Here is a 13,211-nt window from a genome sequence, read left to right as displayed (position 1 = left end):
GTTGCGCGCCACGATCAGCGTTCATCGGGGTTGAGCAGCAGGGAGCGGACCAGCGGTCGGGGCCCGATGGGCCTCAGCAGCGCGCTGGCCGGTCGCTGCCGGACATGTAACGGCCACCAGAACCACCGGCCCAGCAGAGCCGCGATGGACGGCGTCATGAACGCACGTACGACCAAGGTGTCGAAGAGCAGACCGATGCCGATGGTCGAACCGACCTGGCCGATGGTGCGCACGTCGCTGGCCAACATCGCCAGCATGGTCGAGGCGAACACCAAGCCGGCGATTGTCACGACCTTGCCGCTGCCGGCCATCGCGCGAATGATGCCCGTGTTGATGCCCGCCGGGATCTCCTCTTTCATCCGGGACACCAACAACAGGTTGTAGTCGGAGCCGACCGCCAACAGGATGATGAGGGCGATCGCGAGCACGATCCAGTTCAGCTGGATGCCGAGAATGTGCTGCCAGATCAGGACTGACAGGCCGAAAGCCGCACCGAGGGACAGCGCGACCGTTCCCACGATCACCATCGCGGCGACCAGACTCCGGATCATGATCAGCATGATGATGAAGATCAGGCACAGTGCGGCGATTCCGGCGATCAGCAGGTCGTAGGTCGACCCGTCCACCTGATCTTTGGCCATCGCCGAGCTGCCGGTGAGATAGAGCCGGGCGTTCTCCAACGGTGTTCCCTTGAGCGCCTCCTCGGCCGCGGTTCGGATCGGTTCGACCCGCGAAATGCCTTCGGGGGTGGCCGGATCCCCTCGCTGGGAGATGAGCAGACGCGCCGTCTTCCCATCCGGCGACAGGAACACGTCCATGACTCGCTTGAAGTCCGCGTTCTTGAACACATCAGGCGGGATGTAGAAGGAATCGTCGTTCTGGGCGTCGTCGAAGGCGCGGCCCATAGCCGTTGCGCCATCGGACATCTCGTCCATCTGAGCCAGGATTCCGGCCATGGTGCTGCGCATCGACAGCATCATGGTCCGGGTGCTCTCCATGGTGGCGATCATCGCCGGGAACTGGGCGATCATCTGCGGCATGAGCAGGTTGAGTTGATCGAGGTTGCCGATCAGCTGGTGCATGGAGACGGTGAGCTTGTCGACACCGTCGAGTGCCTCGAAAAGCGATTTGATGGACCAGCACAGCGGGATGTTGAAGCAGTGTGGTTCCCAGTACAGGTAATTGCGGACGGGGCGCCAGAAGTCGTCGAAATCCGCCATGTGGTCGCGCAACTCGAGCGTGGTGTCTTCGAGCTCGTGTGTCTTGCCCACCAGGCTGTTGGTCGTGAGCGCGAGTTGCTGCATGAGCCCGTACATGCGCTGCATCGTGGCGATGGTCTTCGAGATCTCGTCGGCCTGGGTGAGCAAGTCGTTCATGCGGGCCTTCTGGAACGGCAAGAGCTGCAGTTGGCCGGCATTCGAGGAGCTGATGATGAACGGAATCGTGGTGTGCTTGAGGGGAATACCCTCCGGCCGGGTCGCGGCCTGCACGCGGGCCACCCCGGGAACGGCGAGCACGCCCTTGGTCAGCTTGTTCAGCACCAGAAAATCGGATGCGTTTCGCATGTCGTGGTCGGCCTCGACCAGCAACACGTCGGGCGAGGCCATCAGCGATTGCTGAAAATGCCGGCCGGCGGCCTCATACCCGGCATTGGCGGGTATGTCCTTGGGCAGATACTTCTGGTCGTTGTAGCCGGCCTGGTAGGCGGGCAGCGCCAACAAGCCGATCAGTGACACCGCGCAGGCGGCGACGAGGATGGGCGCAGGCCAGCGGACGATCGCCGTGCCGATGCGGCGCCATCGCCGGGCGATGATCTTGCGCTTGGGCTCGAACAGGCCGAATCGGCTGCCCAGCGCAAGAACCGCCGGGATCAGCGTCAGCGCCACCGCCACCGCCACCATCATGCCGAGGGCACACGGGATGCCGAGGGTCCGAAAGTAGGGCAACCGGGTGAAGCTGAGACAGAAAACGGCGCCGGCGATGGTCAGACCGGAGGCCAACACCACCTTGCCGACGCTGCGATACGTGGTGTAGAAGGACAACTCTCGGTCTTCGCCCGCCTGCCGTGCCTCTTGGTAGCGCCCGACGAAGAAGATTCCGTAGTCGGTTCCGGCCGCGATGCCGAGAGTCACCAGAAGGTTGACTGCATAGGTGGACAGGCCGATGAGCCCTTGATCGCCGAGAAGGGCCACCACACCTCGGGCCACCTGTAATTGGATACCCACCAGGAACAGCAGGATCACGGCCGTGAAGATCGAGCGGAAGAAGAACAGCAGCATCGTCAGGATCACTGCAAGGCTCAGACCCGTCACCAGCAGAACGGTCTTGTTGCCACTCGCGCTCAGGTCGGCGACCATCGCTGCCGGCCCGGTGACGTAGGCCTTGACCCCCGGTGGAGGTGAACTGCGGTCGACGATGCCGCGGACCACTTCCAGGGACTCGTTCGACAGCGGCTGGCCGAGATCGCCCGCGAGACCCATCTGGACGTATACGGCCTTGTTGTCGGCACTCTGGGCCGCGCCGGCCATGAGCGGGTCGCCCCAGAAATCCTGCACATGCTGAATGTGGGCCGGATCGGCTTTCAGCTGGCGGATCAGATCGTTGTAGTAGCGGTGCGCCTCATCGCCGAGTGGTTGCTCCCCCTCGAGCACGATGATCGCCGCGCTGTTCGAGGTGGCTTCGTGGAAGTTCCTCCCCATGCGTTGGACCGCCTCGAACGACGGCGCGTCGCCGGGGATCAGCGATACGGAGTGCTCCTTCTCCACTTGCTCCAGCGGAGGTACGACGGCGCTCAGGACATATGCGATCACCACCCAGCCGAGGATGATCGGGACCGCGAGTGTGCGGATCATCCTCGCGATGAACGGCGGTTTGGCCCCTGGCGTCGGACTCTCCGTCGGGTTCGGATTCGGGCTCGCCGTCGGGCTGCTCATGCGGCCTTCAGAAGGCAGTAGGTGAAGGCACTTTCGCCGTTCTCGACTCTTTCCGACTTCACCTTGTCATCGATGATGATGCGGCAGCCGATTCTGTCGCTGTCGCCCTGCGCGATGACGTTGACCATCGAGGTGGCCTCGCTCATCGGGAACTTCAATGACCATGGCAGGCTTGCACCTTCGACGAACTGCGGCTCGGCGTCGACGTCGAAATAGCTGATGTTGGCGACCGTCCCAGGTGGGCCGAATACCTCGTACACCAGCTGCTTGGGGTCGTAGGGCTTGCGCTCCTCAAGCTCGGTGTCGGCATAAGCAGGGCGGGTCTCGGAACCGAAAACCTTGTGCAGCCGAAGGACGGTGAATCCTCCTGCACCCAGGACCACCAATATCAACAGCGGAATCCAAACCCGCTTCAGAACCCCCACGTTCAAGTACCCCCTGAATCCGCGGTCTAGTCCGGACCATCCACGCCACAGGAGCCGGCGAAGTACATCGACCGCGATCCTCGGCGAGGCATCGGCAACACTGATGCGGTTGGCATTCGAACCCAGCCGGGCGCTGTGGTCACGGCAGACACACGGTAGCTCGGGCAGGACAGTTCGAACCTGACAAGTAGATCATTCAGGCCACCTCCATATCGGCCCATTCCCAAGGTGATACGGGATCGTAATCCATATCGCACACCGTCGAAGTGGGAACGGAATTTAACGCAGCTAATAGTCTCGCATCTCTGAGCAATCGCTGCGGGACAGCTGTGGGTCGGGGTCATTTCGCGATTTCTACGCACGTCCGCAGGCGCCAACCAGGAAGAAGTCCAGAATTACCTCGTTTACGACGTTCGGCCGCTCCAGAAAACCGAGGTGTCCGGTATCGGCGATTTCGAGATATCGCCCGTTGGGCAACGCATCTGCCACCTCTGCTCCCAGGTACGGCGGCATCACGAGATCGTCGGCAAATCCGATGACGAGGACGTCGGTGGTGATCGTACGGTAGGCGGGTCGCCGATCGCTTCGCGGCGCGACGCCATATTGAGCGCGAATACCTGGTGTCACCTTCGCCGGCCACCTGGTGAACATGTCGATCCAGTCACGTACGGCTTCCTCATCATTCAGCGTTCTCGGTGAAAAGCTCTCAAGCAAGCGTAGTTTCGCATCATAGGTGGCCGGCAACCGCACCCCGGCACCGGCCAAATCCTCTTCGGCGGTACGGAAGAATTCCCGCGTGCGGTCGTGACGGGCCCGGGTTGCCATCAATGCGGCCTGCCGTATCAGTTCGGGACGGGACAGCATCAATTCCTGTGCGATATATGAGCCCATCGAGACCGCCACCACCCGGACGGGTCCAAGATCGAGTCGCTCGATCAGCTCGGCCGTGTCAGCAACCATTGTCGCCGAGCTGAAGCCCTCGGCGTCCGACGTCGCGCCCACTCCTCTGTTGTCGAACGTGATCACCCGATATCCGGCGGCGCGGAATGCGGGTACTTGATGGAGATCCCAGGTCCACCCTACCCCGCCCTGACCGGCGATGAACAACACTGGCTCCCCGTCGCCGCCGTGATCGGCGTAGGCAAGGTTCACGTTCCATTCCCCGAACAGGCACTCACGCGTCCAGCCTGGCGAATTCGCCCTGCCGGTACTGATCGACACAGGCCGCACGCCGGACCTTGCCGCTCGTGGTGATCGGGATAGAACCTGGAGGCACCAGAACAAGGTCGGCCACTCCCAGACTGTGGGTGTTGAAGATGGCCGAGGTGACATCACGCTTGACCGCCGAGATTTGCTCGGCCGGTCCATCGACCGATTCCGACGGCTTCCTGAATTCGATGATGACGACCAACTTTTCGGTAGCGCCGTCCGGGACTGCGATGGCCGCACACCGGCCCCGGCTGATCTCCTGGATGGTCGCCTCGATGTCATCGGGAGAGTGATTACGCCCGTACACGATCAGCAGATCCTTGATCCGGCCGATGACGTACAACTCGTCGTCGAAAATGAATCCCGAATCCCCGGTGCGCAGCCACGGGCCTTCGGGCGTAACCACCGCCGGAGCGGCAATCCTCGCACCGAAGGTCGACTCGGTTGCATCCGGCCTGTTCCAGTAGCCGCTTGCGACGTTGTCGCCGTATACCCAGATCTCCCCGACGGTTCCGGGCGGACACTCGGCGTTGGTCTCGGGGTCGACGATCCTGATCGTCGGCGAGACCGGGCTGCCGTAACTGACCAGCGGGGTGCCCGTTCCGGTCTCACAGCGCTGCGCGGTGCCGGCAGTCAGCGTTTCGGATTCGAAACGCACGATCGCCGGCGGTTCGCCCGCTTCGCGGGTTGCAATGTACACCGTGGCCTCGGCCATCCCGTAGGAAGGCCGTATCACCGCGGGGTCCAGGTTGAATTTGGCGAAGCGCTGGGTGAAGCGCTCGAGCGTTGCGGGGTGAACCCGCTCGCTACCAGTGATGATGACAAGAATCTGAGAGAGATCGAGCCCGGCCATGTCCGCGTCCGACGTCTTGCGCACCGCCAGTTCGAACGCGAAGTTCGGTGCAGCCGTGTAGGTACGGCCGTTGGTCGCGAGCATCTGCATCCACCGTGCGGGGCGTTGCAGGAATGCCACCGGGCTCATCAGGACGGCGGGGACTCCTGCCAGCACCGGCCCGCAGACTCCGAGGTACAAACCCATGTCGTGATAGAAGGGCAGCCACGACACGATGGCCGAGCCCTCTGGGACGACATTTCCGAAGTCGGCGAAGTAACCGGACATCAGCTGTTCGAAGTTGGCCAAGAGGTTTCGGTGCGACATCATGACCCCGGCCGGCTGCCGGGTCGACCCGGATGTGTACTGCAAATACGCGGTATCCGTGGGATTTTCGCTGTGTGATGCCAGCCCGCCTGCAGCGTCGAGATCCAGGGTGTCGACCTCGACGATCGCCGGTGCGGCCAGGGAATTGGCCCTGAGGTAGTCGGTGACTGCACCGGAGACCGCGGAGGTGGTCAGGATCACCGTGGGCTCCGCATCTTGCAGCACCGAGCTGACCCGCTCATCGCTGACACCTCCCATGGGAACCGCCAACGGAACGGCGATCCGGCCCGCCTGTAGCGCGCCGTAGAAGGCGACGATGTAGTCCAACCCCTGTGGCGCAAGGATGAGGGCGCGGTCGCCGGGTGAGCCGAAGCCGCCGAGCGCCCGCGCCACGTTGCACGCACGCCGGTACAGCTGCGAGTACGTCAGGCTCTCTGCCGACCCCTCGGAATTATGTTCATAGTCAACAAACGTCATCGCCGTGTCGTCGCCCTGCAGACCCGCCCGCTCCTGCAACAACGTCAAAATGGATGCCTCGCCCACGGGAGTCAGGGTATCGCGGTAAGCGCGCCGAGATATCCGGATCAGCCAGCAAACTAAATTTGAGTAGCCTTATGAATCACATCCACGTCATTCCGCGCCAACCGGCCAAAGTGAGCGAAACAGTGCCGCGAAAGCGGCGAAACGGCCCTGATCTTGACTGTTAGGGCTTGAGCAGGCAAAAGACCCCGAAGTAGTTGAAATCGCCTACATCTCACCTGCGGATCGAACAGATCGCGAGACAACTTTGCGCAGCGAACATACTGTTAACGTTTGTGAGCGCCCGCGACGGGCGTTGAGCCGCTAATGGACGCTCGCTACCGGCGATCAAATTCTGCGGCTCGGCGTTCGAATGCAGGTTTCTGGTCTCATCGCGGACGATCCGCGGAAAGGCTTGCCGGGAGGAGTGCGAATTGAATGCATCCGAAATAGTGCACGGGGGGCTTCCGGGATCGGAGTCCGGAATCGGCACCGCCCACGTGCCCGCCGCACACGTCACCCCGGTTGCCATCATCGGCATGTCCTGCCGGCTCCCGGGCGGCATCGACTCCCCCGAGCGTCTGTGGGAGGCCTTGATCCGGGGCGATGACCTGGTGACCGAGGTTCCGCCGGACCGCTGGGACGCCGACGAATACTACGACCCTGAGCCAGGAGTGCCCGGCCGGTCGGTGTCGAAGTGGGGTGCGTTCCTCGACGACGTTGCCGGCTTCGACGCAGAGTTCTTCGGCATCAACGAACGTGAAAGTGCCGCACTCGATCCGCAGCAGCGGCTGTTGCTGGAGACCGCCTGGGAGGCGATGGAGCACGCCGGACTCACGCGGGATGCGCTTGCCGATTCACTGACAGGTGTGTTCGTCGGAATGACACACGCCGATTACCAGATGCTGGCAGCTGACGCTCAGGTCCTCGAAGCCGCATATGGCTTCAGCGGCAACAACTTCAGCCTGGCATCCGGTCGGATCGCCTACGCGCTCGGGGTGCACGGCCCTGCACTCACGGTCGACACGGCATGCTCCTCGGGCCTGACGGCAGTACACCTGGCGTGTCGAAGCCTGCACGAGGGGGAGAGCGATTTCGCCCTTGCGGGCGGCGCCACATTGGCATTGGATCCGCGCAAGTTCGCTTCCGGTTCGGCCGAGGGCATGCTGTCGGCGACCGGGCACTGCCACGCCTTCGATATCGCAGCCGACGGGTTCGTAAGTGGTGAAGGCTGTGTCGTGGTCTTGCTCAAACGATTGGCCGACGCCGTTCGGGACGGCGACCGTATCCTGGCGGTCGTACGTGGCACAGCCGCCAATCAAGACGGCCACACCGTGAATATCGCAACGCCGTCGGATGCCGCCCAGACCGCGGTCTATCGGGCGGCCCTGGCCGCAGCGGGGGTGGATCCCGGGACCGTCGGAATGGTCGAGGCGCACGGCACCGGGACACCGGTGGGCGACCCCATCGAATACGCCAGCCTGGCCAAGGTTTACGGCATCGACGGTCCCTGCGCACTCGCGTCGGTCAAGACCAACCTCGGACATGCGCAGGCGGCCTCGGGTGCCGTGGGGCTGATGAAGGCGGTCCTCGCCGTGCAGCACGGCGAGGTTCCGCAGAACCTCCATTTCACCCGCCTGCCGGACAAACTCGCCGCGATTCCGACCAATCTGTTTGTGCCGCAGGAGACAACACCGTGGTGCACCAACGGGCACCACCCTCGGCGCGCGGCGGTGTCCTCCTATGGGCTCTCGGGTACCAATGTCCACGCGATCGTCGAGCAGGCACCCGCACCACTCCGGGAATCCGCGACGGGCCCGTCTGCTGCGTCCTTGCTGTTCCCATTGTCATCCACCTCGGCCGAAGAGCTGCGTCGCACAGCAGGCCGGCTGGCCGACTGGGTGGAAGCCCACAGCGATGTCGCCTTGACGGATCTGGCCTACACCTTGGCCTGCCGCCGCGTACACCGGCCGGTACGCACCGCCGTCAGTGCCGGGAGCCGACCGGAACTTGTTGCCGGCTTGCGCGAGGTCGCCGAGGGTGACACCCCCTATCAAGCCGCAGTGGGGCGCGACGACCGAGGACCGGTGTGGGTGTTCTCCGGTCAGGGTTCGCAATGGGCAGGAATGGGCGCCGATCTGCTGGCGACCGAACCTGTGTTCGCCGCCATCGTGGCGCAGGCCGAACCGATCATTGCGGCAGAGTCGGGATTCTCTGTGACCGAGGCGATGTCGTCGGCGGAGATCGTGACCGGCCAGGGCCGGTTGCAGCCGACGTTGTTCACCATGCAAGTCGCCATGGCAGCCACCATGAGGGCGCATGGGGTGCACCCCGGGGCCGTCATCGGCCACTCCCTGGGCGAAGGCGCAGCCGCTGTCGTCGCCGGGGCGCTCTCTCTGGAGGACGGGCTGCGACTCATCTGCCGCCGGTCCCGGCTGATGTCCCGGATCGCCGGCAAGGGCGCGACTGCGGCCGTGGAACTTCCGGCCAAACAGGTGCTTTCGGAGTTGACGGGCCGCGGCATCAACGACGTTGTGGTGGCGGTTGTCGCTTCGCCGAAGTCCACTGTCGTCGCCGGCACCACGCAGACAGTGCGAGACCTGGTGGCCGACTGGGAACAACGTGGCATCATGGCTCGCGAAGTTCCTGTCGACGTGGCCTTCCATTCGCCCCAGGTGGAACCGATCGTCAGCGATCTCACCGAGGCCCTCGCGGATCTCAAGCCGATGACGCCGGAGATCCCGTTCTATTCGGCGACCCTGTTCGATCCGCGGGAGCAGCCGGTGTGCGATGCCCAGTACTGGGTGACCAACATGCGCAAGATGGTGCGTTTCGCCACCGCGGTACAAGCTGCACTGGAGGACGGCCACCGGGTCTTCGCCGAGCTTTCGCCGCATCCGCTGCTCACCCGAGCCTTGGAGCAGACCGCCGCCGGCCGCGAGACACCGATGGCCGCTCTGGCCGCGATGCGTCGTCAGCAACCGATGCCGAAGGGGCTACGCGGGCTCCTGGTCGACCTTCACAGTGCCGGCGCCGAGGTCGACTTCTCGGTGCTGTGCCCGAGTGGACAGCTGGTGGACGCACCGCTGCCGACCTGGACGCACCGCCGGCTGTGGCTCAGCGGCGGTGGCCAGGAAGCCCCGACCCACGGCGGTTGCACCATCGCGGTGCATCCGCTGTTGGGTGCCAACGTCCGGTTGCACGAGGAACCGGAACGCTATGTGTGGCAGTCCGATGTCGGCACCGGAGCCCAACCGTGGCTCGAAGATCACCAGGTTCGCTCGGTCGCGGTGCTCCCCGGTGCCGCGTACTGCGAGATGGCGCTGGCTGCCGCCGAAACCGTGATCGGTGAGGTCTCCGAAGTTCGCGACATCCGGTTCGAGCAGGCATTGCTGCTGGACGAACAGACGGTGATCGGCGCATCGGCAACGGTATCGGCTCCCGGCGTCGCCGACTTCACTGTGGAAACCGACGAGGAGGGCCAGCAGACGCGGCATGCAACGGCTGTCCTGCGGGCCGCGGCGGATGAGATTCCGCCCAGCTATGACATTTCCGCGATCCTGACGGCCCATCCCTGCGACGAGGATGGCTCCGAGGTGCGTAATCGGGTGGGTCAGCATGGCATTCAGTACGGCCCGGCATTCGCCGGTCTCGTCACCGTGTACACCGGCGAGGCAGAGGCGCGCACGGTGCTCGCCGAGGTGGCGCTCCCCCGTTCGATCCGCTCACAGCAGGATGCCTACGGGGTACATCCGGCGCTGCTCGATGCTTGTTTCCAATCGGTCGAGGCTCACCCCGATGTCCAAGCGCTCGGCGGAGACGTGCTCGGCCTGCCGCTGGGGGTCCGAAGGTTGCGCACGTACGGCCCGGCCCGCAACGCGCGCTACTGCTATACGCGGTTGACCGCCGCTGACGCCACGGGCATCGAGGCCGACATCGACGTTCTGGACACCGATGGCACTGTGCTGCTGAGTGTGCAGGGTTTGCGCCTGGGCGCCGGCGCGTCCGCCGGCACACGCGACGACCAGGTTTTCAGCGAGAGACTGCTCGCCGTCGAATGGCGTCAGCGGGAATTGCCGGAGGTGCAGTACGCCGACGCCGGTTCATGGCTGGTGATCAGCGCCGCCGCGGGCCCGGACGTGGTTGCCGACAAGCTGTGCGACATCCTGAAAGATCGTGGCGCACTGTGCACCAGCATGAGTTGGCCCAACCAGGCCGATGACTCACTCACCTGCGAGCAACTCGGCAATCATCTACGGGCCGGCCGCTTCACCGGGGTGGTCATCGTGACCGCGCCGAATGAGGGTGAACATGCCGAGCAGTCACCGTTTTTGGGTCGTGAATACGTTCGTCATCTGGTCCATATGACCCGCGAATTGCCGGAGATAAGCGGCGAACTGCCCCGCCTGTACGTCGTGACCCGTAACGCGCAGACGGTGGTGGCCGGAGATGTGGCAAATCTGGATCAAGCCGAACTTCGCGGCCTGATCCGGGTCATCGGCACCGAACACCCGCATCTGGCCGCCACGCAGATCGATGTGGACCAGACCGTCGACGTGGAGCAGTTGGGCGCACAGCTGCTCAGCGGATCCGATGAGGACGAGACAGCATGGCGCAACGGGCGCTGGTACACGGCCAGGCTGTGCCTTGCCCCGCTGCGTCCCGAGGAGCGGCAGACCACCATCGCCCATCACGAACGCGACCGGATGCGGCTGCAGATCCGCACGCCAGGGGACCTGGAGTCGATGGAACTCGTAGCCTGCGAACATGTTCCGCCGGGGCCGGGACAGATCGAGGTCGCAGTCACGGCCTCCAGCATCAACTTCGCCGATGTGCTGGTCGCTTTCGGCCGCTATCCCGCCTTTGACGGCCGGCTTCCCCAGCTCGGCATCGACTTTGCGGGGGTGGTGACCGCAGTCGGACTCGGTGTCACCGACCACAAGGTCGGTGACCACGTCGGCGGTCTGTGTGCCGAGGGCTGTTGGGGTACGTTCGTCACCTGTGACGCGCGCCTGGCCGCCACCTTGCCGGCCGGGTTGTCCGACGCCGAGGCAGCGGCATTGACCATCGCGACCGCGACCGCCTATTACGGCCTCAATGACATGGCCCGGATCAAGGCGGGCGACAAGGTGCTGATCCACTCGGCGACCGGCGGGGTCGGCCAGGCCGCCATGGCCATCGCCCGCGCCGCCGGCGCGGAGATCTTCGCCACGGCCGGCAGTGAGCAGCGCCGGCAGTTGCTGCGGGACATGGGCGTTGAGCATGTCTACGACTCGCGGACCCTGGAGTTCGCCGATCGGATTCGCCTGGACACCCAGGGATACGGGGTGGACATCGTGCTCAATTCGGTGACCGGTGCCGCACAGCGCGCCGGGCTCGAATTGCTTGCATTCGGTGGGCGATTCGTGGAGATCGGCAAGCGGGACATCTACGGCGACACCCGGTTGGGGCTCTTCCCCTTCCGGCGCAACCTGTCGTTCTACGCCGTCGACCTGGCGCTGATGTCCGTCAGCCACCCGGATCAACTACGGGAACTGCTGTCCACCGTGTATCTGCTGACCGCCGAAGGCGACCTGCCGAGGCCCGAGTTCACCCGCTATCCGCTCGCCGATGCGGCCACCGCCATCCGGATGATGAGCGGTGCACAACACACCGGCAAGCTCGTGCTCGACATCCCGCATACCGGCTCCACCCGCCTTGTGGTTCCGCCGTCTCAGGTGCGGGTGTACCGGCCGGACGGCGCATACATCGTCACCGGTGGTCTCGGAGGCCTCGGATTGTTCATGGCCGAGAGAATGGCGGCCAACGGGTGCGGACGTATCGTGCTGTCCTCTCGATCACAACCGAGCGAACCGGCATCGAAGATCATTGATCGCATTCGCGCGACCGGCGTCGACGTACTGGTCGAGTGCGGCGACATCGCCGAACCGAGTACCGCGGAACGATTGGTGGCAGTCGCAACCGCCGACGGGCTCCCGGTGCGGGGGGTGTTGCACGCAGCCGGCGTGATCGAGGATGCCGCGCTGACCAACATCACCGACGAGCTCATCGAGCGGGACTGGGCACCAAAGGTCTACGGCGCGTGGAATCTCCACACCGCGACCGCCGACCAGCCTTTGGACTGGTTCTGTTCGTTCTCGTCGGCGGCAGCACTGGTGGGGTCCCCCGGGCAGGGAGCCTACGCCGCGGCCAACAGCTGGCTGGACGCGTTCAGCTTGTGGCGCCGGTCCAAGGGGTTACCGGGCACCGCCATCGCCTGGGGGGCGTGGGGGCAGATTGGCCGCGGCACCGCGCTGGCCGAGAACGCCGGCATCGCCATCGCGCCCGACGAAGGTGCGTATGCGTTCGAAGCACTGCTGCGCCACGACCGGGCGTACACCGGCTACGCGCCGATCATCGGCGCGCCGTGGCTGAGCTTGTTCGCCGAACGCAGCCCGTTCGCCGAGGCATTCCGGTCGACCGGCCACAGTTCAACGGGCACAAGCAAGCTGCACGCCGAGCTCGACGAGCTTCCCCCGGAAGAGTGGGCAGGCAAGTTGCGGCACGTCATCTCCGATCAGGTGAGCGTGATCCTGCGGCGCAGTGTGGACCCGGACCGCCCGCTCTCTGAGTACGGCATGGATTCACTGGGAGCACTCGAATTACGAACCCGCATCGAGAACGAAACCGGAATACGCATCTCGGCAACAGGGATCACGACCGTACACGGCTTGGCAGACCTGCTGTGCGAAAAACTCCTGCCCGCAGGGGCTGCCTGACATGCCGGGCGGGAAGCGGTTGAGCCAGATTCTCTACAGCAAATTCTGCAACCGGCATATGAATCGCTGCGCCCAGCGGCCCACGAAGCCTGGGGCCGAACCCCTTGAGGTGGGTCGGACACGTCCGTCAACGCTCGCTTACTCGGTCCGCGGGAGCCCCCGAGCCGTTCGGTATCGACCACTTCACGATTCAGTGGACACGTGCACA

The 13,211-nt window shown here is 64.5% G+C and carries 5 protein-coding genes; 1 reads left to right on the top strand and 4 read right to left on the bottom strand.

What is annotated here, in order from left to right; genetic code table 11:
* Positions 1 to 14: 14 nt before the first annotated feature.
* The 4 genes from AC4ELH_RS30590 to AC4ELH_RS30575 form a co-directional block, all read right to left on the bottom strand.
* Positions 15 to 2,933, bottom strand: a complete 2,919-nt coding sequence (locus AC4ELH_RS30590) for an MMPL/RND family transporter (RefSeq protein WP_064884562.1) — start codon at positions 2,931 to 2,933, stop codon at positions 15 to 17.
* Positions 2,930 to 3,349, bottom strand: a complete 420-nt coding sequence (locus AC4ELH_RS30585; protein ID WP_064884913.1) for an MmpS family transport accessory protein — start codon at positions 3,347 to 3,349, stop codon at positions 2,930 to 2,932. Before AC4ELH_RS30585 ends, AC4ELH_RS30590 begins: the two co-directional genes overlap by 4 nt.
* Before the next feature lie 363 nt (positions 3,350 to 3,712).
* Positions 3,713 to 4,510 (bottom strand): alpha/beta fold hydrolase, encoded by a 798-nt coding sequence (locus tag AC4ELH_RS30580; RefSeq protein ID WP_498888534.1) that lies wholly within the window; start codon positions 4,508 to 4,510, stop codon positions 3,713 to 3,715.
* A 22-nt stretch (positions 4,511 to 4,532) separates the two neighbouring features.
* Positions 4,533 to 6,269, bottom strand: a complete 1,737-nt coding sequence (locus tag AC4ELH_RS30575) for an AMP-binding protein (RefSeq protein ID WP_498888532.1) — start codon at positions 6,267 to 6,269, stop codon at positions 4,533 to 4,535.
* 461 nt (positions 6,270 to 6,730) lie between these two features.
* Between AC4ELH_RS30575 and pks2 the strand changes: the two genes are divergently transcribed.
* Complete coding sequence (gene pks2, locus AC4ELH_RS30570; RefSeq protein ID WP_498889490.1) at positions 6,731 to 13,003, top strand: sulfolipid-1 biosynthesis phthioceranic/hydroxyphthioceranic acid synthase; 6,273 nt, start codon at positions 6,731 to 6,733, stop codon at positions 13,001 to 13,003.
* The last annotated feature ends 208 nt before the right edge of the window (positions 13,004 to 13,211 follow it).

It is taken from the genome of Mycobacterium shunyiense (assembly GCF_058270075.1).
Note: the sequence above shows the minus strand (reverse complement) of the source record. Positions and strands in the feature narration are given on the sequence as shown.